General features: G+C 69.5%; 25 protein-coding genes, 1 tRNA gene, 1 pseudogene and 1 riboswitch. Of the genes and pseudogenes, 16 read left to right on the top strand and 11 right to left on the bottom strand.

The window, feature by feature from the left end:
• Positions 1–39: 39 nt before the first annotated feature.
• A complete protein-coding gene (locus tag M2266_RS13420; RefSeq protein WP_277438408.1) occupies positions 40–630 on the bottom strand; it encodes an isochorismatase family protein in 591 nt (196 codons plus the stop codon).
• Positions 631–759: 129 nt separating this feature from the next.
• On the bottom strand, positions 760–2,088 hold the full coding sequence (locus M2266_RS13415; RefSeq protein WP_277438407.1) for a nicotinate phosphoribosyltransferase: 1,329 nt from the start codon (positions 2,086–2,088) through the stop codon (positions 760–762).
• A 131-nt stretch (positions 2,089–2,219) separates the two neighbouring features.
• Between M2266_RS13415 and clpS the strand changes: the two genes are divergently transcribed.
• The 7 genes from clpS (at position 2,220) to M2266_RS13385 (ending at position 6,943) form a co-directional block, all read left to right on the top strand.
• Positions 2,220–2,570 carry an ATP-dependent Clp protease adapter ClpS gene (gene clpS / locus M2266_RS13410; RefSeq protein WP_277441188.1) on the top strand — a complete coding sequence of 117 codons (351 nt, stop codon included), beginning with the start codon at positions 2,220–2,222 and terminating at the stop codon, positions 2,568–2,570.
• On the top strand, positions 2,570–3,103 hold the full coding sequence (locus M2266_RS13405) for a DUF2017 domain-containing protein (protein ID WP_277438406.1): 534 nt from the start codon (positions 2,570–2,572) through the stop codon (positions 3,101–3,103). Before clpS ends, M2266_RS13405 begins: the two co-directional genes overlap by 1 nt.
• A gap of 276 nt (positions 3,104–3,379) precedes the next feature.
• Positions 3,380–4,858, top strand: a complete 1,479-nt coding sequence (locus tag M2266_RS13400; RefSeq protein ID WP_277438405.1) for an amino acid permease — start codon at positions 3,380–3,382, stop codon at positions 4,856–4,858.
• A 154-nt stretch (positions 4,859–5,012) separates the two neighbouring features.
• A complete protein-coding gene (locus tag M2266_RS13395; protein WP_138356598.1) occupies positions 5,013–5,423 on the top strand; it encodes a M67 family metallopeptidase in 411 nt (136 codons plus the stop codon).
• A 58-nt stretch (positions 5,424–5,481) separates the two neighbouring features.
• Positions 5,482–5,586 (top strand): putative leader peptide, encoded by a 105-nt coding sequence (locus M2266_RS32325; RefSeq protein ID WP_346780889.1) that lies wholly within the window; start codon positions 5,482–5,484, stop codon positions 5,584–5,586.
• A gap of 101 nt (positions 5,587–5,687) precedes the next feature.
• A complete protein-coding gene (locus tag M2266_RS13390; protein ID WP_277438404.1) occupies positions 5,688–5,993 on the top strand; it encodes a MoaD/ThiS family protein in 306 nt (101 codons plus the stop codon).
• Positions 5,993–6,943 (top strand): cysteine synthase, encoded by a 951-nt coding sequence (locus tag M2266_RS13385; RefSeq protein WP_277438403.1) that lies wholly within the window; start codon positions 5,993–5,995, stop codon positions 6,941–6,943. Before M2266_RS13390 ends, M2266_RS13385 begins: the two co-directional genes overlap by 1 nt.
• A gap of 82 nt (positions 6,944–7,025) precedes the next feature.
• Here M2266_RS13385 and M2266_RS32320 read toward each other — a convergent pair whose 3' ends face one another.
• Positions 7,026–7,301 (bottom strand): type II toxin-antitoxin system PemK/MazF family toxin, encoded by a 276-nt coding sequence (locus M2266_RS32320; RefSeq protein WP_346780888.1) that lies wholly within the window; start codon positions 7,299–7,301, stop codon positions 7,026–7,028.
• A 414-nt stretch (positions 7,302–7,715) separates the two neighbouring features.
• Between M2266_RS32320 and M2266_RS13375 the strand changes: the two genes are divergently transcribed.
• Positions 7,716–8,468, top strand: coding sequence for an MBL fold metallo-hydrolase (locus tag M2266_RS13375; RefSeq protein ID WP_277438402.1), 753 nt, complete (start codon positions 7,716–7,718; stop codon positions 8,466–8,468).
• 68 nt (positions 8,469–8,536) lie between these two features.
• Here the strand turns inward: M2266_RS13375 and M2266_RS13370 are convergent.
• From M2266_RS13370 to M2266_RS13360, 3 genes and pseudogenes are all read right to left on the bottom strand, one after another.
• A pseudogene (locus M2266_RS13370) lies at positions 8,537–8,800 on the bottom strand (Uma2 family endonuclease); the annotation flags it as partial.
• A 135-nt stretch (positions 8,801–8,935) separates the two neighbouring features.
• A complete protein-coding gene (locus M2266_RS13365; RefSeq protein ID WP_277438401.1) occupies positions 8,936–10,186 on the bottom strand; it encodes a PTS transporter subunit EIIC in 1,251 nt (416 codons plus the stop codon).
• A gap of 232 nt (positions 10,187–10,418) precedes the next feature.
• Positions 10,419–11,717, bottom strand: a complete 1,299-nt coding sequence (locus tag M2266_RS13360; protein WP_277438400.1) for a PTS transporter subunit EIIC — start codon at positions 11,715–11,717, stop codon at positions 10,419–10,421.
• A 246-nt stretch (positions 11,718–11,963) separates the two neighbouring features.
• On the opposite strand from M2266_RS13360, the gene M2266_RS13355 reads away from it, so the two are divergent.
• From M2266_RS13355 to rdgB, 4 genes are all read left to right on the top strand, one after another.
• On the top strand, positions 11,964–12,200 hold the full coding sequence (locus M2266_RS13355) for a PTS glucose/sucrose transporter subunit IIB (RefSeq protein WP_277438399.1): 237 nt from the start codon (positions 11,964–11,966) through the stop codon (positions 12,198–12,200).
• A gap of 71 nt (positions 12,201–12,271) precedes the next feature.
• Positions 12,272–12,994, top strand: coding sequence for a ribonuclease PH (gene rph / locus M2266_RS13350; protein WP_277438398.1), 723 nt, complete (start codon positions 12,272–12,274; stop codon positions 12,992–12,994).
• 113 nt (positions 12,995–13,107) lie between these two features.
• Positions 13,108–13,497 carry a hypothetical protein gene (locus M2266_RS13345; protein WP_277438397.1) on the top strand — a complete coding sequence of 130 codons (390 nt, stop codon included), beginning with the start codon at positions 13,108–13,110 and terminating at the stop codon, positions 13,495–13,497.
• A gap of 17 nt (positions 13,498–13,514) precedes the next feature.
• Positions 13,515–14,117 carry an RdgB/HAM1 family non-canonical purine NTP pyrophosphatase gene (gene rdgB, locus M2266_RS13340; RefSeq protein WP_277438396.1) on the top strand — a complete coding sequence of 201 codons (603 nt, stop codon included), beginning with the start codon at positions 13,515–13,517 and terminating at the stop codon, positions 14,115–14,117.
• Positions 14,118–14,171: 54 nt separating this feature from the next.
• Here the strand turns inward: rdgB and M2266_RS13335 are convergent.
• From M2266_RS13335 to bcp, 4 genes are all read right to left on the bottom strand, one after another.
• Positions 14,172–14,255: transfer RNA gene (locus M2266_RS13335), tRNA-Leu, on the bottom strand.
• Entirely contained in the window at positions 14,255–15,364 is a 1,110-nt protein-coding gene (locus tag M2266_RS13330; RefSeq protein ID WP_277438395.1) for an HNH endonuclease signature motif containing protein, read from the bottom strand. Before M2266_RS13330 ends, M2266_RS13335 begins: the two co-directional genes overlap by 1 nt.
• 176 nt (positions 15,365–15,540) lie before the next feature.
• On the bottom strand, positions 15,541–17,052 hold the full coding sequence (gene proP / locus M2266_RS13325; RefSeq protein ID WP_277438394.1) for a glycine betaine/L-proline transporter ProP: 1,512 nt from the start codon (positions 17,050–17,052) through the stop codon (positions 15,541–15,543).
• A 118-nt stretch (positions 17,053–17,170) separates the two neighbouring features.
• On the bottom strand, positions 17,171–17,638 hold the full coding sequence (bcp, locus tag M2266_RS13320) for a thioredoxin-dependent thiol peroxidase (RefSeq protein WP_277438393.1): 468 nt from the start codon (positions 17,636–17,638) through the stop codon (positions 17,171–17,173).
• 132 nt (positions 17,639–17,770) lie between these two features.
• On the opposite strand from bcp, the gene M2266_RS13315 reads away from it, so the two are divergent.
• The 3 genes from M2266_RS13315 to M2266_RS13305 all read left to right on the top strand — a co-directional run bounded on the left by M2266_RS13315 (position 17,771) and on the right by M2266_RS13305 (position 18,875).
• On the top strand, positions 17,771–18,094 hold the full coding sequence (locus tag M2266_RS13315; protein WP_277438392.1) for a DUF3618 domain-containing protein: 324 nt from the start codon (positions 17,771–17,773) through the stop codon (positions 18,092–18,094).
• Positions 18,095–18,143: 49 nt separating this feature from the next.
• Entirely contained in the window at positions 18,144–18,446 is a 303-nt protein-coding gene (locus M2266_RS13310; protein WP_138356628.1) for a co-chaperone GroES, read from the top strand.
• 13 nt (positions 18,447–18,459) lie between these two features.
• Positions 18,460–18,522: riboswitch (guanidine-III (ykkC-III) riboswitch) on the top strand.
• 32 nt (positions 18,523–18,554) lie between these two features.
• On the top strand, positions 18,555–18,875 hold the full coding sequence (locus M2266_RS13305; RefSeq protein WP_277438391.1) for a multidrug efflux SMR transporter: 321 nt from the start codon (positions 18,555–18,557) through the stop codon (positions 18,873–18,875).
• A gap of 4 nt (positions 18,876–18,879) precedes the next feature.
• Here the strand turns inward: M2266_RS13305 and M2266_RS13300 are convergent, their stop codons facing one another.
• On the bottom strand, positions 18,880–21,180 hold the full coding sequence (locus tag M2266_RS13300) for a transglycosylase domain-containing protein (protein WP_277438390.1): 2,301 nt from the start codon (positions 21,178–21,180) through the stop codon (positions 18,880–18,882).
• 332 nt (positions 21,181–21,512) lie between these two features.
• On the opposite strand from M2266_RS13300, the gene M2266_RS13295 reads away from it, so the two are divergent.
• Positions 21,513–22,322, top strand: coding sequence for an ABC-2 family transporter protein (locus M2266_RS13295; protein ID WP_277438389.1), 810 nt, complete (start codon positions 21,513–21,515; stop codon positions 22,320–22,322).
• Positions 22,323–22,374 lie beyond the last annotated feature (52 nt).

Genomic DNA, 22,374 nt, shown 5'->3' with positions numbered 1-22,374 from the left:
CGGAGCGGTGCCCGCCCGCCCATGGACCGCACACGCCGTTCAGGCCCCGACGGCCGGCTTGCCCGTCAGCCGGACACCCGCGGCCAGCAGCTCCGCCAGCGCGCGCTCGGTGGACGCCGGGGCGACCCCCGCCGTCAGGTCGAGCAGCACGTGGGTGGTGAAGCCCTGGCGGGCCGCGTCCAGCGCCGTGGCGCGCACGCAGTGGTCGGTGGCGATGCCGACCACGTCGACCTCGGTGACCGCCCGTGCCCGCAGCCACTCGGCGAGCCCCGTCCCGTTCTCGTCCACGCCCTCGAAGCCGCTGTAGGCGGCCGAGTACGCCCCCTTGTCGAAGACCGCGTCCACCGCGCCGGAGGCGATGACCGGCGCGAAGTTCGGATGGAAACCGACGCCCTCGGTACCCGCCACGCAGTGCACGGGCCAGGACCGCACGAAGTCCGGCCGGTCGGAGAAGTGGTCCCCCGGGTCGACATGGTGGTCACGGGTGGCCACCACATGGCGGTAGCAGGCGGTGGCCTGCCCGACGAGATCGGTGACCGCGGCGGCCACGTCCGAGCCGCCGGCGACCGCGAGGCTGCCGCCCTCGCAGAAATCGTTCTGGACGTCCACGACGATCAGTGCGCGGTGCATTCGCGGTCCTCTTCGGTCGGCTGACCGCCGTGGGGGGACAGGCGGCACGCGTTGAGCGTAGGGACTCGGGCCCCGTTCCGCGACCGTCGCGGCACGGAGCCCTGACGGCCGCCCCCGACGGCCGTCACCTCACACCTGCTCGGTGGGGATCACCGGTTCACCACGGGAGAGCTGCGAGGCGGACAGCGGCAGGCCCGCGCGCGCCTCGATGTGCCGGGTGCGGGCCGCCTCCAGCGGTTCGCGGCCGGTGATCTCCCCGCCCCGGACCAGCGGAACCAGCAACTGCCGGTCGGCCAGCTCCGGCGGCACGGGCCCGGTGCCGACCACCTCGGCCTCCGCGACCCCGTCCTCGTCCAGCCGCCGCGCCGCCCACTTGCGGCCGCCGACGCTGCTCTTGGCACCCATCGACTTCTTGGCGACGGCCACCATCGGCGCATCCGGCTCGTTCGAGGAGGCCCGGGAAACCAGCTTGTAGACCATCGAGCAGGTCGGGTGGCCGCTGCCCGTCACCAGCGAGGTGCCGACCCCGTACGCGTCGACCGGCGCCGCCGCCAGCGAGGCGATGGCGTACTCGTCGAGGTCGGAGGTGACCACGATCCGGGTGTTCTCGGCGCCGAGGTCGTCCAGCTGCTGGCGCACCCGGTGGGCGAGCAGCAGCAGGTCGCCGGAGTCGATGCGGACCGCGCCCAGTTCGGGTCCGGCCACCTCGACGGCGGTCCTGACCGCCGACATCAGGTCGTAGGTGTCCACCAGCAGCGTCGTGCCCCGGCCCAGCGACTCGACCTGCGCGGTGAAGGCGTCCCGCTCGGTGTCGTGCAGCAGGGTGAAGGCGTGCGCGGCCGTGCCGATCGTCGGCAGCCCGTAGCGGAAGCCGGCCGCCAGGTTCGAGGAGGACAGGAAGCCGCCGACGTACGCGGCGCGCGAGGCGGCGACCGCCGCCAGCTCGTGCGCCCGCCGGGCGCCCATCTCCATCAGCGGGCGGCCGCCGGCCGCCACCGCCATCCGGGACGCGGCCGCGGCGATCGCGGAGTCGTGGTTGAGGATCGAAAGGATCACCGTCTCCAGGATCACCGCCTCGGCGAACGAGCCCTCCACCCGCAGGATCGGCGAGCCGGGGAAGTACACCTCGCCCTCGGGATAACCCCAGATGTCACCGGTGAAGCGGTACCCGGCCAGCCACTCCAGGGTCGGCTCGTCCACCACGTCCTCGCGGGCGAGGAAGTCCAGCACGTCGGCGTCGAAGCGGAAGTTCTCCACCGCGTCCAGCACCCGGCCGGTGCCGCAGACGACGCCGTACCGGCGCCCCTCCGGCAGCCGGCGGGTGAAGACCTCGAAGACCGAGTGCCGGTGCGCCGCCCCGCTGCGCAGCGCGGCCTGCAACATCGTCAACTCGTACCGGTCGGTGAACAGCGCGGTGGAAGGTACGGCCACCGGCAGCGGCAGATCTGCAGTGCTCATGGAACGGGATGCTACCCCGACTATGCGTCAGAGTGACGATTTCTCTTCCGGGTCGCGTCCATTTGTGCGAAGCGCCGCAATGGCGGCAGCATTGGAGGGTGATGAGTGCCCAACCTCCCCTGGCCTCCGGCATGGGGGACCCCACCTCCACCACCCTTCCAAGGACGCACTTCGTGCGCTGTTCCGTTGCCCCTGTTGAGATCGAACGGCCCGAGACGACCGAGGCCCCCTTCGAGGTACCCGAACCGGACGTCCCCTGGGTGACCCTCGTGCACAACGACCCCGTCAACCTCATGAGCTACGTGACGTACGTCTTCCAGGCCTACTTCGGGTACTCCAAGGACAAGGCCGTCAAACTCATGAAGGACGTTCACCACAAGGGGCGGGCCGCGGTCTCCAGCGGCACCCGCGAAGAGATGGAGCGCGACGTGCAGGCGATGCACGGCTACGGCCTGTGGGCGACCCTGCAGCAGGACCGCTGATGGCCGGCTACTTCGAATCCGCCCCGGGCGGCGGCGCCGTCATCACCCTCGACACCGTCGAGAAGTCCATCCTGCGCAGCCTCGCCGTGCAGCTCCTCGAGATGATCGGCCCGGGGCAGGAGCCGATCTCCGACGACCCGCTGGCCGCGCTGTTCCCCGCCGACGGGCCGAGCAAGCCCCCGTCCGACCCGGCGCTGGCCAGGCTCTTCCCGGACGCCTACGAGGACACCGCCCAGTCCTCGGAGTTCCGCCGCTTCACCGAGAACGACCTGCGCTCCCGCAAGCGCGAGGACGCGCTGGCCCTCGTCCACTCCCTCGACGCGGCCACCCCGGAACTGCTGCTCACCCCCGAGGACACCCGCCGCTGGCTGGGCGCCCTCAACGACCTGCGGCTGACCATCGGCACCCGGCTGGAGGTCAGCGACGAGGACACCGAGCTCTACCGGCTGCCGGACGACGATCCGCTCAAGCCGATGGTGATGGCGTACCTGTGGCTCGGCGGACTGCAGGAGACGTTGATCGAGACGCTCTGACCGTCCTGTGGGCACCGCACATTCGCTCAGCGGACGCTCAAATCCGGATAACGATCATGTCACCGTGATCGTCCGATATGCCGCCTTGATTCACCTTCGGGGTGTTTTTCCTGTGCCCCGCGTCACATTCGCCTCTTCGGACGACGTCTCAGCCCGTGGTACTAATTCCGACCACTGGCCGGGACGCCATCCCTGTTCCGCCAGGCGCTGAGCCGGCCGATCGCCGGCTCGCAACTCCACTGTCCGGGGGGATATGGAGAAAGGCGCACCACCACCATGCCGACGGAACACACCGGCCACGCGGCCGCCGCGGACGCCGCAGTTGACGCGGCCGCCGCCGACGTCACAGAAGAGGGCTACCAGCGAGGGCTCGGCAGCCGGCAGATCCAGATGATCGCCATCGGCGGTGCCATCGGCACCGGCCTCTTCCTGGGTGCCGGCAAGGCCATCCATCAGGCGGGACCGAGTCTGATCATGATGTACGCCATCGCCGGCGTCATCATCTTCTTCATCATGCGGGCGCTGGGCGAACTGCTCACGTACCGCCCCGTCTCCGGCTCCTTCGCCGACTACGCCCGCGAGTTCCTGGGCCCGTTCTGGGGGTTCGTCACCGGCTGGACGTACTGGCTGATGTGGGTGGTGACCGGCATGGCCGAGGTCACCGCCGCGTCGGTGTACATCACCTACTGGTGGAAGGACATCCCGCAGTGGATCTCCGCCCTGGTCTTCCTGCTGGTGCTCTTCGGCGTCAACCTCATCTCGGTGAAGGTCTTCGGCGAGGTCGAGTTCTGGTTCTCGATGATCAAGGTCACCGCGATCATCGGCATGATCCTCATCGGCATCGGCGTCCTGACCATCGGGTTCTCGGCCGCCGGCGACACCGCCTCGCTCAGCCACCTGTGGGGTGACGGCGGGGTCTTCCCCAACGGCGTCGGCAAGTCCCTCATGACGCTGCAGATCGTGATGTTCGCCTACCTCGCCGTCGAACTCGTCGGCGTCACCGCGGGCGAGGCCGAGAACCCCCGCGAGACGCTCCCCAAGGCCATCAACACGCTGCCCTGGCGGATCGGCGTGTTCTACGTCGGCGCGCTCATCGTGATCCTCGGCGTCGTCTCGTGGACCGAGTTCCAGCCGGGCGTCAGCCCGTTCGTGGCCGCCTTCGCCAAGATCGGCATCCCGTTCGGCGCGGCCATCGTCAACTTCGTGGTCCTCACCGCCGCCCTGTCGTCCTGCAACTCCGGCATGTACTCCACCGGCCGCATGCTGCGCGACCTGGCCGTCAACGGCCAGGGTCCCAGGGCCTTCGCCAAGCTCAACTCCCGCCAGACCCCGGCCACCGGCATCCTCGTCTCCGTCGCCCTGATGGGCATCGGCGTGTGGATCAACTACGTCGACCCGGACGGCGCCTTCACCTACATCACGGCCTTCGCCACCGTCGCCGGCGTCTGGACCTGGGCGATGATCCTCATCTCCCACCTGCGCTACCGCGCGGCGGTCAAGGCCGGCCGCGCCGCCGAGGCCTGGTTCAAGGCGCCGGGCGCCCCGTACACCAGCTGGATCGCCCTGATCTTCCTGGCCGGGGTGATGGTCATGATCGGCATCGACGAGGACGCGCGGATTTCGCTCTACAGCGCTCCGGTGTGGTTCGCGATCCTCGGCATCGGGTACGCCTGGCTCAAGCGGAAGAACCCGGAGGCGTTCGCCCCCAAGCCGCACGTCGCCCCGGAGCCCGCACTGGTCGACGTCGCGAGCTGAGCACCGCGCGCCGCAAGCCATCCCGCACCGCGAAGGCCCGCCCCCGCACCCCTGGGGCGGGCCTTCGTACGCGCTTCGCGCGCTGTTACTTTTCCCGCCCGTCGCCCACCCCCACCCTTATGGTGAGCGCTCCGCGCGCTGTTACTTTTCCTTCATGCTGACCATCACGCAGGAGATCCACGACGCGATCGTCGCCCACGCCCGCGCCGACCACCCCGACGAGGCGTGCGGCATCGTCGCGGGGCCCGAGGGCAGCGGCCGTCCCGAGCGCTTCATCCCCATGCTGAACGCGGCCCGCTCACCGACGTTCTACGAGTTCGACTCCACGGACCTGCTCAAGCTCTACCGCGACCTGGACGACCGTGACGAGGAGCCGGTGATCGTCTACCACTCGCACACCGCCACCGAGGCGTACCCGTCCCGCACCGACATCACCTACGCGAACGAGCCCGGCGCGCACTACGTCCTCGTCTCGACCGCGGAGGAGTTCCAGTTCCGCTCGTTCCGCATCGTGGACGGGGTCGTGACCGAAGAAGACGTGCGAGTAGTGGCCTCCGGAGCCTGACGTCCGCATCGTGGGACGGCTGTCTCGGACGTCCCCCGGGAATCGATACGATGAGCCCATGGTTCCCCTCGACGTGAAGAACAACCCGCCGGGCATGCTGCTCGTCGCGCGGCTGCACGTCGACCTCTGCCGCGTCGCCAGCGCCGCCTGTCCGCGCGCCTGAGCACTCACCGGAGCACCTCCCGGAGCCACCGCAGCTCCCGGCACGCCGCACGCCCGCCCGCACGTCCTCCCGTCCGACGCCGCACGTAACGGAGCCCACCCATGGCCATCGAGGTCCGCATCCCGACCATCCTCCGCACCTACACCGACGGCGCCAAGGCCGTCGACGGCGCGGGCAGCACGCTCGACGAGCTCTTCTCGGACCTCGAGAGCCGCCACAAGGGGATCCGCGAGCGCATCGTCGTCGACGGCGGACTGCGCCGCTTCGTCAACGTCTACCTCAACGACGAGGACGTCCGCTTCCTCGACGGCATCAGCACCAAGGTCGCCGACGGCGACAGCGTCACGATCCTCCCGGCCGTCGCCGGCGGCTCGACTCCCGCGATGACCGAAACGAACGCTGTCTGATGCGCTACGACAGCCCGCTGGCAGCGGTGGGCAACACCCCGCTCGTCCGCCTCCCGCGCCTGTCACCGTCCGACGCCGTCAGCGTCTGGGCCAAGCTGGAGGACCGCAACCCCACCGGCTCGGTCAAGGACCGCCCGGCGCTGCACATGATCGAGCAGGCCGAGGCGGACGGCCGGCTCACCCCCGGCTGCACCATCCTGGAGCCGACCTCGGGGAACACCGGCATCTCGCTGGCCATGGCCGCGCGCCTCAAGGGCTACCGCATCGTCTGCGTGATGCCCGAGAACACCTCGTCGGAGCGGCGTGAACTGCTCGCGATGTGGGGCGCGGAGATCATCTCCTCACCGGCGGCCGGCGGCTCCAACACCGCCGTCCGGATGGCCAAGGAGATCTCCGCCGAGCACCCCGACTGGGTGATGCTCTACCAGTACGGCAACCCCGCCAACGCGGGCGCCCACTACGCGACCACCGGCCCCGAGATCCTCGCCGACCTCCCCACCATCACCCACTTCGTCGCGGGCCTGGGCACCACCGGCACCCTGATGGGCGTCGGCCGCTACCTGCGCGAGAAGGTCCCCGGAGTCGGCATCGTCGCCGCGGAGCCCCGCTACGACGACATCGTCTACGGCCTGCGCAACCTCGACGAGGGCTTCGTGCCCGAGCTGTACGACGCGACGGTCCTCACCACCCGCTTCTCCGTCGGCTCCGAGGACGCCGTCCGCCGCACCCGCGAGCTGCTCCAGCAGGAGGGCATCTTCGCCGGCGTCTCCACCGGAGCCGCCCTGCACGCCGCACTCGGCGTCGCCGCCAAGGCCCACAAGGCGGGGGAGCGCGCCGACATCGTCTTCGTCGTCGCCGACGGAGGCTGGAAGTACCTCTCCACCGGCATCTACACCGCCCCCACCACCGAGGCCGCGGTCGAGCAACTGCACGGCCAGCTCTGGGCCTGACCGCCCCCGCGGGCCGGCGCGTGCCGGCCCGCACACCGCCGGGCCCGGCCGCGGTCGACGCACCCGGGCGGCCCGCCGCGGATCAGCGCACCATCCGCCGCACCTGCTGCCACAGCTCCGCGTCCAGGACGCCCGCCCGGCGGCGGAACGCCGCGGAACGCACCTCCCGCAGCTCGTCGGTCTCCAGATAACTCGTCCGACCCTGCGCGTCGCCCACGGCTCCCGGCGGCAGGGCGATCACCCCCGGCAGCTCCTCGTGGAACTTGCTGGTGATCTTCGCGACGCGCACCGTGCGCCCCCGCACCGACAGCACCAGGCACGGCCGGTCCTTCGCCCCCGACCCGTCCTCGAACGGCACGTTCGCCCACCAGATCTCGCCCGCCGCGGGCGTCCCCTTCCCGCCACGCCGCGACGCCGGACGATCCGCCGCGCGCGGCGGACGCGCCGGACCACCCGGCCGGCGCCGGTCCGCCCGACCGTCTCCACACCGCGAAAGCGGCCAGTACGACCACGGCCGCGGCCGCCACCAACCACCAGGTCATGTTCATATGGGCTCCCACGGTCGAAAAGTGTCGAAGAAGATCCTCATTCGGAACCGACCGTACCGGCCGCCCCTCGTACTGGTGATTCCGCCCACAACGAGGCACTGAGGAGGCGCGTCGGCCCGCCCCGCGCCTTACTCTCGTCAACACGTGGCGGACCGCACCCGCCCAACCCCCCACTCCAACCGGTATGGGGGCGATCTGTGGCGCGCCCACGGAGGTTTCACGGCATGAAGCTCACCGTCGTCGGCTGCTCGGGGTCGTTCCCGTCCGCGGAATCGGCCTGCTCGAGCTACCTCGTCGAGGCCGACGGCTTCCGGCTGCTGCTCGACATGGGCAACGGAGCCCTGGGCGAACTCCAGCGCCACTGCGGCCTCTACGACCTGGACGCGGTCCTGCTCAGCCATCTGCACGCCGATCACTGCATCGACATGTGCGGCTACTTCGTGGCCCGTTACTACCGCCACGACGGCGGCCCCGCCGACGCCATCCCCGTCTACGGACCGGAAGGCACCGAGCGCCGGCTGTCCACCGCCTACGGCGACATGCCCGACGAGAAGTGCATGAGCGAGGTCTTCGACTTCCGCACCCTGGAGCCCGGCAGCTTCACCCTCGGCCCCTTCACCGTCACCACCGACCGCGTCAGCCACCCCGTCGAGGCGTTCGGCTTCCGCATCGAACACGACGGCCGCGCCCTGACGTACTCCGGCGACACCGGCCCCTGCGACGCCCTGCTCGGGCTCGCCGACGGCGCCGACCTCTTCCTGTGCGAGGCCTCCTTCACCCACGGCAAGGAGGACATCCCCGAGCTGCACCTCAACGGCCGCCAGGCCGGCGAACACGCCGACCGCGCCGGCGCCGGACGCCTCGTCCTCACCCACATCCCGCCCTGGACCGACCCCGCCCGCAACCTCGCCGACGCCCGAGCGGTCTTCGACGGCCCGGTCGAACTCGCCACGTCGGGCGCGGTGTACGAGCTCTAGCCGGCACCCGGCACCCGACACCCGGCACCCGGCACCCGACACCCGACACCCGGCCGCCCAGGCCGGACTCAGCAGCCGGACGGGTCCCGTTCCAGGTCGAACGGGTGCGAAAGCCGGATCGCCCGGCCGAACGGGTCCGGGCCCTCCGCGTGCGTGCACCCGAGGCGGGACGGCGGCGAGTAGAGCGTGCCCGTCCGGTCCTGCCGGTCCACCCACAGGTACAGGGGCGCGCCGTACGCGGCGTAGCGGCGGGGCTTGACCGTGCGGTCGGTGTCCGCGTGGGACTCCGACGTCACCTCGACCACCAGCAGCGTCTGATCCGGCAGCAGCGCTCCGGTCTTGCACGAGGCGGACCGTCCCGAACGTCGGTCTCCTCAACAGCGTGAGGCCCCCGGAACCGTACGGCAAGTACGGTTCCGGGGGCCTCACGTCGTGCTCCGCCGATCAGCGGGGAGGGGTCACCGGGCTCACGCCTTGGTGAGGTCCTCGATCTCCTCCTCGGGCTCGCGGCCCGGGGTGGTGAGGTTGAACTTGATGATCGCGAAGCGGAAGACGACGTAGTAGATCACCGCGAAGCAGAGTCCGATCGGGATGATCAGCCACGGCTTGGTGGAGAGGTTCCAGTTCAGCGCGTAGTCGATGAAGCCGGCCGAGAACGTGAAGCCGGCGTGCACGCCCAGCGCCCAGGTGACGGCCATCGAGACGGCGGTCAGCACCGCGTGGATCGCGTAGAGCACCGGAGCGATGAACATGAACGAGAACTCGATCGGCTCCGTGATGCCGGTGACGAACGAGGTCAGCGCGAGCGAGATCATCATGCCCATGACGGCCTTGCGGCGCTCCGGGCGGGCGCAGTGCGCAATGGCGATGGCGGCGGCCGGCAGGCCGAACATCATGATCGGGAAGAAGCCCGACATGAACTGCCCGGCGGTGGGGTCACCGGCGAAGAACCGGGTCAGGTCGCCGTGCACGACCTCGCCCGCGGAGTTCTTGAAGTCGCCGAGCTGGAACCACGAGACCGAGTTCACGAACTGGTGCATGCCGACCGGGATCAGCGCGCGGTTGATGAGGCCGAACAGGCCGGCGCCGACGGCGCCCAGACCGGTCATCCACTCACCGAACTGGCTGATCTTGTGACCGACCGGCTCCCAGCAGAGGCCGAATATGACACCGACGAGCGTGCCCACGAAGGCCATGATGATCGGGACCAGGCGACGGCCGTTGAAGAACCCGAGCCAGTCGACCAGCTGCTTGCGGTGGTAGCGCTGCCACAGGACCGCGGCGAGCAGGCCCATGATGATGCCGCCGAGGACGCCGGGGTTGTTGTAGACCGCCGGGTCGTCCTTGCCCGCCTTGAGGACGGCCTCGGTGACCGGGAACGCCTTCAGGACGTTGCTGTAGACCAGGAAGCCGACCAGCGCGGCGAGCGCGGTCGAGCCGTCTGCCTTCTTGGCGAAGCCGATCGCCACACCGATGCAGAACAGCATCGGCAGGTTGTCGAACACCGCGCCGCCGGCGGTCGCGAAGACGGCCGCGACCTTGTGCCAGCCGAGGCCCTTGTCGCCGAAGACGTCGTCCTGGCCGAGGCGGAGCAGGATGCCGGCGGCCGGGAGAACGGCGATCGGCAGCTGGAGGCTGCGACCGACCTTCTGCAGGCCGGAAAAGAGACCGGAGCCCCGCTTCTTCGCGGGGGCCGCCGTAGCGGTGGCCGTACTCATCAGATTCCTCCTGGTGAGGCGGGCTCTTCAAGAGGGGACGGCCCGCCGCTATGGTCTATACCACTCAGTGGTGTAGACCAGTTTTAACACGTCGGGGCGGCATAAAGGAATCCCCTGTTCCGATTGTGATCCAGTGGTCTGGACCACAAACGGAACGGCCCCCGAGTCCAAGGACTCGGGGGCCGTTCGGCGCGGGGCTTTGTGCCCGGACACCCTCCGGGCGGCTAGTACCCTACTTGATGTTCTCCTGCTCCAGTTCGTCCCCCACCTCGTCCGGCTCGCGGCCAGGGGTGGTGAGGTTGAACTTGGTGATCACGAAGCGGAAGACGATGTAGTACACCACCGCGAAGCAGAGCCCGATCGGGATGATCATCCAGGGCTTGGTCGCCAGCCCCCAGTTGATGACGTAGTCGATCAGGCCCGCCGAGAAGCTGAAGCCGTCATGGACCCCGAGACCCCACGTGACCGCCATCGAGACGCCGGTCAGCACCGCGTGGAGCGCGAACAGCAGGGGGGCGATAAAGAGGAACGAGTACTCGATCGGCTCCGTGATCCCGGTGACCAGCGACGTCAGGCCGATCGACAGCATCATGCCGCTGACCTCCTTGCGGCGGTGCGGCTTGGCGCAGTGCGCCATCGCCAGCGCGGCGGCCGGCAGCGCGAACATCATGATCGGGAAGAAGCCCGAGGTGAACTGGCCCGCCGTCGGGTCACCCGCCAGGAACCGGTTGATGTCGCCGTGCACGACCGTGCCGTCCGGTTTCGTGAAGTCGCCGAACTGGAACCAGACGAACACGTTCAGGAACTGGTGCAGACCGATCGTCAGCAGCGCGCGGTTGGCGACGCCGAAGATGCCGGAACCGCCGGAGCCCAGGTCCACCAGCCACTTGCTGAAGCTGGTGAGCGCGTCACCGATCGGCGGCCAGACCCACAGGCAGAGCACCGCGAAGACGATCGCCACGAACGACATGATGATCGGCACCAGGCGGCGGCCGTTGAAGAAGCCGAGCCAGTCGACCAGCTTGGTGCGGTGGTAGCGCTGCCAGAAGAAGGCCGTCGCCAGGCCGATCACGATGCCGCCGAAGACCCCCGGGTTCTGGAAGGCGGCCGCGGTGACCGTCGTGCCGTCAAAACAGACGCCGGTGGAGAACTTCCCCTTGCCGCAGTCCTCCGGGAACTGGCGCAGCACGTTGAAGTAGACGAGGAAGCCCGCGACCGCCGCCAGCGCGGTCGAACCGTCCGCTTTCTTGGCCATACCGATCGCCACACCCACGGCGAACAGCATCGGCAGGCCCAGTGAGCCGTCCAGCAGCGCGCCGCCGGCTCCGGCGAAGACCTTGGCGACCCTGTCCCAGCCCAGCCCGTCCGCACCGAAGACGTCCGGCTGGCCCAGCCGGTTCAAGATGCCCGCCGCGGGCAGCACGGCGATCGGCAACTGCAGGCTGCGGCCCATCTTCTGCAGCCCCTGGAAGAAGCCGCTGGTCCACTTCTTCCTCGGTTGTTGCCCGACGGCGGCGTTCTCCGAACTCATCGGTGGCCTCCTGGTGGCTGCCGGGCCGGCGGCGTCGCGCCGCCTGCCGGGTCTCCTGTTTGGTCGCCGGGTCCAAAGTGGTGTAGACCATTTAGGACGCGGGTGGCACAACGCCCCCGAGGGCACGGCACCAGTGATCGTTATCTTTCGTCACAAACCGGAACCCTGCCCGCGAAGATGGGCCAAACGTGCGTTACCGTTTGAAACCGGACCGGGCCGCCGGGCCGAGACACTCAGGAGTGAGCAATGGCCACCAAGGCTGAGCAGATCGTCGCCGGACTCGGCGGACTCGACAACATCGAAGAGGTCGAGGGCTGCATCACCCGCCTCCGCACCGAGGTGAAGGACCCCGGCCTCGTCGACGAGGCCGCCCTCAAGAAGGCCGGCGCCCACGGCGTCGTCAAGATGGGCACCGCGATCCAGGTCGTCATCGGCACCGACGCCGACCCCATCGCCGCCGACATCGAAGACATGATGGACTGACCCTCCACACGTCACGGGGGCCCGTTCCGACACCGGAACGGGCCCCCGCCGTTTGTCGATAGGGTCCAACCATGTCTCGATTCGATGGCCGCACCCCCGAACAGCTCCGCCCCGTCACCATCCAACGCGGATGGAGCAAGCACGCCGAGGGCTCGGTCCTCGTCTCCTTCGGCGACACCAAAGTCCTCTGCACCGCCAGCGCCACCCAAGGCGTGCCCCGCTGGCGCAAGGGCAGCGGCGAAGGCTGGGTCACCGCCGAGTACTCCATGCTCCCGCGCGCCACCAACACCCGCGGCGACCGCGAATCCGTCCGCGGCAAGATCGGCGGCCGCACCCACGAGATCTCCCGCCTCATCGGACGCTCGCTGCGCGCCGTCATCGACTACAAAGCCCTCGGCGAGAACACCATCGTCCTCGACTGCGACGTCCTCCAGGCCGACGGCGGCACCCGCACCGCCGCCATCACCGGCGCCTACGTCGCCCTCGCCGACGCCGTCACCTACATGCAGCAGAAGAAGCTCATCCGCGCCAACGCCAAACCCCTCACCGGCACCGTCGCCGCCGTCAGCGTCGGCATCGTCGACGGCGTACCCCTCCTCGACCTCGCCTACGAGGAAGACGTCAAGGCCGAGACCGACATGAACGTCGTCTGCACCGGCGACGGCCGCTTCATCGAAGTCCAGGGCACCGCCGAAGGCGCCCCCTTCGACCGCACCGAACTCAACGCCCTCCTCGACCTCGCCGTCGGCGGCTGCGCGGACCTGACCGCCGCCCAACTCGCCGTACTGGGCTGAGCGAGGGCGTCCCAAAGCTGTCACTTTCGCGCAACCAGGCAACTGGGGCGGCGCGCGGCGCGTGTCTACCGGTACAGATCTCACACGGAGATCCCCCGGGGAGGAACCCACCCATGGCCACGCGCCGCCGCCTCACCATCGCCGCCCTCGCCGCGGCCGCCGCCCTGACGCTCCCGGCCGCCGCCGGCTGCAGCGCCATCGACAAGGCACACGACTGCGCCCACGTGGCCGCCGCAGTCGCGGGCGACGTCCAGAACCTGCAGAACGCCGTCAGCAACGCCGGCAACAGCCCGCAGGACGCCGTCAACGCCCTCGACCAGATCTCGAACGACCTCAAGGACGTCGGCAACAAGACCGACAACGCCGACGTCACCAAGGCCGTCAACGACCTCAACACCGCCGTCAAGAACGCCCGCACGGCCGCCAACAAGGGCACCACCCCCGACGTCTCGCCGGTCGCGGACGCGGCGGGCGAACTGACGAAGGTCTGCACCCCCGGCTGAGCGCGATAATCAACGCCATGCAGCGCCTTGTCCTCGCGACCCGAAACGCCCACAAAGTCACCGAACTCCGTGCCATCCTCGCCGACACAGGTCTCGCCGTGGACCTCGTCGGCGCGGACGCCTACCCCGAGATCCCCGACGTCAAGGAAACCGGCGTCACCTTCGCCGAGAACGCCCTCCTCAAAGCCCACGCCCTGGCCCAGGCCACCGGCCTCCCCGCCGTCGCCGACGACTCCGGCCTCTGCGTCGACGTCCTCGGCGGCGCCCCCGGCATCTTCTCCGCCCGCTGGGCCGGCACCCACGGCGACGACGCCGCCAACCTCGCCCTGCTCCTCGCCCAACTCTCCGACATCGCCGACCCCCACCGCGCCGCGCACTTCGCCTGCGCGGCCGCCCTCGCCCTCCCGGACGGCACCGAACGCGTCGTGGAAGGCCGCCTCCCCGGCACCCTCCGCCACACCCCGGCCGGCACCGGCGGCTTCGGCTACGACCCGATCCTCCAGCCGGACGGCGACACCCGCACCTGCGCCGAACTGACTCCGTCGGAGAAGAACGCGATCAGCCACCGGGGGGTGGCGTTCCGGGAGCTGGCTCCGCTGGTGGCGGAGCTCCTGGGCTGAGGGCAACAAAAAACGACCTGCGGATCAAACCTTCGATCCGCAGGTCGTTGGCTGTGCGGCGGAAGGGATTCGAACCCTCAAGCCGTTTCACGGGCCACAGATCCTAAGTCTGCTGCGTCGCCACTGCGCCACCGCCGCTAGCTGCCACCCATGATATCGGGTGCCGGCCGCACTGGTTGAAGGTGCGCCCGGGAGGGCGCCCGGCGGCCCCCGCGGCACCAGGTATCGGTGATCGCGTGGCAGTTGGGACAGAGATAGCGGAGGTTCTCCCGGCGGTTGTCGAGCCAGTCGCCGTTGATGTGGTCGATCTGCAGGGTGACGGGCTCGCCCCGCCACTTACCCTCGTTGCCGCAGGGCGCGCAGAGATAGGGGACTCCGACCTCCTGGAGCGCCCGGTGCAGCCGGTGACGGTTCGTTCGCGGGGAACCCGCCGGAAGGACGGCGAGCGCTCGTGCGGCCGGGGGCTTCGGCTCGTGCATTCGCCCTCGCGCCCAGGGGCGGCGCCGGAAGTGGTTGGTGGGCAGGCCGAGTTGCGCCACCTTCTGCCGCACTCGGCGGTGGTTGCCGGCGTTCACGGGGAGGCCGAGGGTGCGCATCACGTCGGCGTAGCTGGTGGCCGTGGACACGGCCTCGCGCAGGTCTGCCTCCGGGATGAGCCGTCGCGTGTTGCGGAAATGGGCGGTGTCGACGCCGTGCTCCTTCAGCATCCTGCCGAGGGCCGCTCGCGATCTGCTGTCGTCGGCCGCGCCTAGTTCGCGGGCCAGGCCGCGGACGCTGGTGGTGGAAGCCGCCGCCGCAGTGAGCTCCACCGCGGTGAACGGCAGGCCGAGTTGTCCGCGGTTCATCCCGGGAAAGTGGCTGACGTCGATGCCCGCCGCCGAGATACGGCGGCCGATGTGCGAGAGCGTGCCGGTGGCCGGTGGGGCGCCGAGCTTGACGACGACCTCGCGCAGCGTCGTCGAGCCGGCGACCGCCGCCGCGATGGCCTCGTCCGGGTACTTGCGCCAGGGGCTGCGCTGCTTGAAGTGGCTGGTGTCGAGGCCGTGTCCGGCCACCTTCTCCTGCAGGACCCGGCGCTGACCGCCGCTCTCCTTGAGCCCGAGGCGGCGCATCAGGTCGGCCCAGCCGCGCGACGCGGCAACGGCGGTAGCCAGTCTGTTCCGGCCGTACGGACCGGACGTCGCATTCGTCCCGCCCGATGTGGCGGCCTCTTCGAGGCGCTCGCGGGTGTATTGGCTGGATGGCATGCGGATCCCCCTCCGGATCTTTCGGCGGGAGGGGGATCCCGGTGCAGCCGCGACCGGGGGGAATCCCTCGCTCACCGGTGGTGGCTGCAGAGCCCTGGGTGCGGCTGTTTGTCGCAGCCTCGTACGTACTAACGAGGCATTCGGGTGACGGTCACGGACGGGTTCCGCCCGGAGGGTCAGAAACGGGGGGTGCGGGACTGGGCCGCGCAGAGTTCCGCGGCTTCGGCGTCGGTGGCGACCGCCGGCGGGGAGCCGGCCAAGGGCTGTTGGGCGGTCTCCTTCATGCAGGCGACGGCGATGACGCCGACGAGGGCCGCGGCCATCGAGTAGTACGCGGGCATCATGTCGCTGCCGGTCAGGCTGATGAGACCGGTGATGACCAGGGGGGTCGTGCCGCCGAAGAGGGAGGTGGAGAGGTTGTAGCCGACCGAGAGGGAGCCGTAGCGGACCTGGGTGGGGAAGAGGGCCGGGAGGGCGGCGGACATGGTGCCGAGGAGGCAGACGAGGGAGAGGCCGAGCAGCAGCATGCCGGCGATGATGGCGGGCAGGCTGCCCTGCTTGACCAGGAGGAACGAGGGGGCGGTGAGGACGAGGAAGCCGAGCATGCCGGCCATGAGGAGCGGTTTGCGGCCGTAGCGGTCGTTGAGGCGGCCGACCTGATTGATGATCAGCATCAGGAAGACCATGACGCCGAGCAGGACGAGCAGGCCGTGGGTCTCGGAGTAGTGGAGTTCGTCGGTGAGGTACGTCGGCATGTACGAGAGCAGCATGTAGTCGTTGATGTTGTACGCGGCGACGAGGGCGATGCAGAGGATGAGGCTCGGCCAGTGGTTCGTGAAGATCTTGGCGAGGTCGCCCTTGGCGGTGGTCTCGACGGCGGTCGCGGCGTCGGAGGCGCGGATGTTCTCGTTGTCGAGCTTCTGGAAGGCGGGGGTCTCATCGAGCTTGAGCCGGAGGTAGAGGCCGATCAGGCCGATGGGGCCGGCGACGAGGAAGGGGATGCGCCAGCCCCAGCTCTGCATGGAGCCGTCGTCGAGGACGGTGGTGAGGATCGTGACGAGTCCGGCGGCGCCGATGTAGCCGGCGAGGGTGCCGAACTCGAGGAAGCTGCCGAAGTATCCGCGGCGCTTGTCGGGGGCGTACTCGGCGATGAACGTGGAGGCACCGCCGTATTCGCCGCCCGTTGAGAAGCCCTGGACCAGCCGGAAGAGGATGAGCAGGACAGGGGACCAGAAGCCGATGGCGGCGTAGGAGGGGATCAGGCCGATCGCGAAGGTGCCGATCGCCATCATGATCATGGTGAGGGCGAGGACCTTCTTGCGGCCAATCTTGTCGCCCATGGGTCCGAAGACCATGCCGCCGACGGGGCGGACGAGGAAGGCGACGGCGAACGTCGCGAAGGACGAGAGCAGCTGCACGGTGTCGCTTCCGGAGGGGAAGAAGACATGGCCGATGGTGACGGCCAGGTAGCTGTAGATGCCGAAGTCGAACCATTCCATGGCGTTGCCGAGGGAGGCGGCTTTCACGGCGCGCTTGACGGCGGCTTCGTCGGTGACGGTGATGTCGCTGCGCCGCAGGGGTGGGTTCTTCCTGCGGCGGATGACCCGGTAGAGGCCGGGGTGGCGTCGACGGGCGCCCTGGTCGGCCGCCTCGGTTTCGGCCGTGGGGTCGGCTTGGCGGGTCGGCACAGGGGGTCCTCTCGTCGGCGGTTCAGATCCGAGGGACTCTCCTGCGCACTTCGTGCGGGAGTAAACCAAGGTCCCGGGATTCGGGACCTTGGTCACTCCGGACGCCGGGGTCGGCCGGTCAGACCCCCAGGTCCTTGATGAGCTTGGCGACGTGGCCGGTGGCCTTGACGTTGTAGAAGGCGTGTTCGACCTTGCCGTCGGCGCCGACGATCACGGTGGAGCGGATGACGCCGGTGACGGTCTTGCCGTACAGCTTCTTCTCGCCGAAGGCGGCGTAGGCCTCGAGGACCTTCTTGTCGGGATCGCCCACCAGGGTGACCTTCAGGGATTCCTTCTCGCGGAACTTGGCGAGCTTCTCCGGCTTGTCGGGTGAGACGCCGATCACGTCGTAGCCGGCGGCGGCGAGCAGGTCGAGGTTGTCGGTGAAGTCGCACGCCTGCTTGGTGCAGCCGGGGGTGAGGGCGGCCGGGTAGAAGTAGACGATGACCTTGCGGCCGGCGTGGTCGGCGAGGGAGACGGGCTTGCCGTCGGCGTCCGGGAGGGTGAAGGCGGGGGCGGTGTCGCCGGACTGGAGGCGTTCGGTCATGGGTGAGGGCTCCTTACGCGGGTACACGCGGGATACTCCCGGGTACGCAAACGGGGTGCCGACGGGGCGCGGTCCGCGTCGGGCTGACAGACTGTTCGTCACGGTACCGGTCTAGGCGTTGGAGGCAGTGCGGTGTCGGAAGGCAGGACTCCCGCTCAGATTGAGGCGGAGATCTCCCGTAGGCGGCAGGATCTGGCCGCGACGCTGGACGAGATCGCGGTAAGGGTGCACCCGAGTACGGTCGCGCGGGACATGAAGGCGAAGGCCTTCTCCGCGGTGGACCGCACGGTGGGCCAGGCGTATGTGGCGGCGAACCGGGCGGTGAGTGACGCCCGCGGGCACTTCGTGTCCGAGGAGGGTGTGCTGCGGGTGGACCGGGTGGTGCCGGTGGCGGTGGCCGCGGTGGCGCTGGTCGCTGTGGTGGCCGGGCTCTCGGTCCGTCGGCGTCGGCGGTAACGTCGTCGCCGTGAGTTCCAAGGATGAGCACGACAAGCTGCCGATCCGGATGCTGCATGACCGGGTGCTGGTGCGGGCCGAAGGTTCGGAGGGGGAGCGCCGCTCGGGTGGCGGCATCCTCATCCCGGCCACGGCCGCGGTGGGCCGGCGTTTGGCGTGGGCCGCGGTGGTCGCGGTGGGCCAGAACGTGCGGACGGTGGAGGTCGGGGACCGGGTGTTGTACGACCCGGAGGACCGGGCCGAGGTCGAGGTGCGGGGTGTCGCGTATGTGCTGATGCGCGAGCGGGATCTGCACGCGGTCGCGGCCGAGCGGTTGCAGGGCTCGGAGGACTCCACGGGCCTTTATCTGTAGCTTTCCGTACTTTGCTACCGTTGGGATGAGCCCGACGAGACGCGCCGTACCGGGACCCATGCAAAGACGACGCACCCCCTGGAAGCGAGAAACCATGGAGGTGCCGTCGTGGCATGGGTCCTTTTGTGTGTCGCGGGTCTGGTCGAGGTCGCCTGGTCGATCGGGATGAAGTACACCGACGGCTTCACGCGGCTGTGGCCGAGCGTGTTCACGGGTGCGGGCATCGTGGTGAGCATGATGCTGCTGTCGCGGGCGGCGAAGACGCTGCCGATCGGTACGGCGTACGGCGTGTGGGTGGGCATCGGCGCCGCGGGGGCGGCGGTCCTGGGCATGGTGGTGCTGGGTGAGCCGGCGACCGCCGCCCGTATCTTCTTCGTCTGCCTGCTGCTGGTGGCCGTCGTGGGTCTGAAGGCCACGTCGGGCCACTGAACCCTCACCCCACGTTGGGGCCGCCGTTCCCGCCGTTCCCACCGTTCCCGCCGGCTCCGCCGTCCCCGCCGGCTCCGCCGACCGCTCCGCCGCTGGGCAGCAGGGTCGGGGGTCCGCTGGTCGGTGGCAGGGTCTCGGTGGGGGTCTCCGTCGGGGTTTCGGTCGGTGTCGGTGACGGGGTGGTGGGGGACGGCGTCGGCGGGGTGGTGCTGGGCGGCGTCCGGGGCGGGGTGGTGGAGGGCGTCGCCGACGTGGGCGGTGTGGTGGTGGGGGCCTCGGTCGGGGCGGCGGCGCCGTCCTGCAGTTCGAGGTCGAAGTCGATGTCCTCGGTGCCGCTGAGGGCGGCTCCGGTGTAGGAGGCCCAGACCTCGCCGGGTGCGCCGCCGCCGTTGACGCGCGGCACTCCGAGTGCGCCGTTGAGCGACTCGTGGCGGCCGGTGTCGGGGTTCTGGCCCATCACGGCGACGACGGTGACGAGGTTCGGGGTGTAGCCGGCGAACCAGGCGGCCTTGTCCTCGTCGATGGTGCCGGTCTTGGCGGCGGAGGTGCGGCCGGACTCCTGGGCGACGGAGGCGGTGCCGCCTTCGGCGACGCTCTGCAGGATGGAGGTGGTGGTGTCGGCCGCTTCGCGGGGGATGGCCTGCTTGCTGTCGCGGTGCGGGAGGCTGAGGTCGCCGTTGTCCTTGGTGATCTTCTCGACGAGGGTGTACGGGATGTACTTGCCGTGGTTGGCGAGAGTCGCGTAGCCCTGGGCCATGGAGAGGGGGCTGGCCTCCATGGTGCCGAGGGCCATCGAGGGGAGGGTCTTGAGCGTGGACGTGGGAGGCAGGCCCAGCGCGTGCACGGTGTTGACGACGCTGCTGGGCCCGACGTCCTGGGCCATCTGCGCGTAGACCGCGTTGACCGAGTTGTCCATGGCCTTGGTGACGGTGATGTCGCCGTAGTCCTTCTGGTCCTCGTTGGGCGGCGCGTAGTGGACCGGTCCGTCGGGGCCGATCACCGGGCGGCGGTTGTCGCCGTTGTAGATGGTGCGCGGGGTGATCTGGCGGCCGTCCTGCGTCTGGGAGTTGTTCTGCACGGCGGAGGCGAAGATGAAGGGCTTGAACGTCGAGCCCACCTGGTAGTCGCTCCGGGTGGCGTTGTTGACGTACTGCTTGGTGTAGTCGATGCCGCCGTACATGGCGACGACCTTGCCGGTGGCGGGGTCGATGGAGGCGCCGCCGGCGCGGACGTAGCTGTCGGCCTTGGTATCGCCGAGTTGGTCGTAGACCTTCTTCTTGGTGGCCGCGACGAAGGCGTCCTCCTTGTCCTTCTGGATCGTGGTGACGATCCGGTAGCCGCCGGCGCGCAGGGTTTCCGCGTCGATGATGTTGTTGTCGTCGAGGTAGTCGTTGACGGCCTCGATGATGTAGCCGCGCTGGCCGGTCTTGCTGGCGGCGGGCTTGGGCTTGCCCGGGGTGGGGAATTTGGTGACGGCGCGTTCCGCGGCGCCGAGCCAGCCTTCCTTCACCATGCCGTCGAGGACGTAGTTCCACCGGGCCTCGGCCTTGGCGCGGTTCTGCGGGTGGGCGACGACGTCGTACTCGCTGGGGGCGTTGAGGAGGGTGGCGAGGTAGGCGCCCTCGGCGGTGGTGAGTTTGTCGGCGTCCTTGCTGAAGTAGGCCCGGGAGGCGGCCTGGATGCCGTATGAGTTCCGGCCGAAGTAGCTGGTGTTCAGATACCCCTCGAGGATTTCGTCCTTGGTCACGTTGCGATCGAGTTTGATCGCGATGAAGAACTCCTTGACCTTGCGGAGTGCGGTCTGCTCCTGGTTGAGGTAGTAGTTCTTCACGTACTGCTGGGTGATCGTGGAGCCGGACTGCTTGCCCTTGCCGGTGACGGTGTTCCAGGCGGCGCGGATCATCGCTTTCGGGCTGACGGCGGACTCGTGGTAGAAGCCGCGGTCCTCGGCGGAGAGTGCCGCGTACTGGGCGGTCTTGGCGATCTGCGCGAGGGTGACGTTCTCGCGGTTGATCTCGCCGTCGCGGGCCAGTTCGGTCTTGCCGTCGGCGTAGAAGTAGACGTTGCTCTGGGCGGTGGCGGCGGCGTTGGGGTTCGGGATCGGCACCAGGGTGTAGCCGATGAAGAAGCCGCCGATGCAGATGAGCAGGACGATGATGACGGTGCTGGTCACCGTCCGCCAGGTCGGGATGAGCCGGCCGAGGCCGGTGCGCCGGGGCCGTCCCCTCCGATTGAGGACCGGCGGTCGGGGCTCCCAGCCTGGCGAAGCGTTACTGCTCTTCTGCTGCTCCGGCTCGTCGCTCATGTCTGCTAGGACTCCTCCGCCGCCGCCGGGGTTGGTCCGCGACGGAACATCTTGGGTCAATCGTTACGTACGCCCCGTTGAACACTGTCGCATCATCCGCGCTTGTGCGATCAACGGCGCGCACCCGTGACAGGGCTGTGACAGGCTGAACGGCCGAATCGCCGCACTCGAACGGGTGGAAATCGATTGGCGGGTCCTCCCGATGGGCGATTAAGCTCGGCGCCTTTGGCACGAACGGCGGGTGCGGGACCGGCGAGTGCGGGCGGGAACGGCGAGTGCGGGCGGGACCGGCGGGTGCGGGACCATGCCTCTGACGGACGGGACGTGGGACGGTGGGCGGCCTTCGGCTGTACGCGGCGGTCGCGCTGAGCGGGTTCCGGCGGTTCGCGACGTACCGGGTCGCCACCGCCGCGGGCGTCTTCACCAACACGGTCTTCGGTTTCATCCTCGCCTACACCTATATCGCGCTGTGGAACGCGCGTCCCGGGCTGGGCGGCTACGACCGGTCCCAGGCGCTGACGTACGTGTGGATCGGCCAGGCGCTGCTGATGGCCACGGCGATGATGGGCGGCGGGTTCCAGGACGAGCTGATCGAGCGGGTCCGTACCGGGGACGTGGCGATCGACCTGTACCGGCCCGCCGACCTGCAACTGTGGTGGCTCGCCACCGACCTGGGCCGGGCGGCGTTCCATCTGATCGGCCGGGGTGTCGTGCCGATGCTGATCGGGTCGCTCGCCTTCGAGCTGACGCTGCCGGCGTCCCCGCTGACCTGGCTGCTGTTCCTGGTGTCGGTGGCGCTGGGGGTGGTCGTCAGCTTCGCGCTGCGCTATCTCGTCGTGCTGAGCGCGTTCTGGCTGCTCGACGGTGCCGGAGTCAGCCAGATCGCCGGGTTGGCGAGCATGTTCTTCTCCGGCGCGCTGCTGCCGCTGACGCTCTTCCCCGGCCAACTCGGTGCGGCGGCGCGGGCCCTGCCGTGGGCGGCGCTGCAGCAGATCCCCGCCGATGTCTTTCTCGGCAGGCACACCGGCGCGGGTCTGGTGCGGGTGTTCGCCTTCCAGGCGGGCTGGGCGCTGGCGCTGCTGGGGGCGGGGCGGGCGCTGCAGTCCGTGGCGACCAGGAAGGTGGTGGTGCAGGGTGGATGAGGGCGCGGCGTTCGAGTTCGTCGAAAAGCCCGCCGAAGGGCGCCCGCTGGTC

Origin of the sequence: Streptomyces sp. SPB162, assembly GCF_029504575.1 — a bacterium.
In the GTDB taxonomy this organism is placed as follows: Bacteria; Actinomycetota; Actinomycetes; order Streptomycetales; family Streptomycetaceae; genus Actinacidiphila.
The sequence above is the reverse complement of the archived record's forward strand: the minus strand, read 5'-3'. Positions and strand labels throughout refer to the sequence as shown.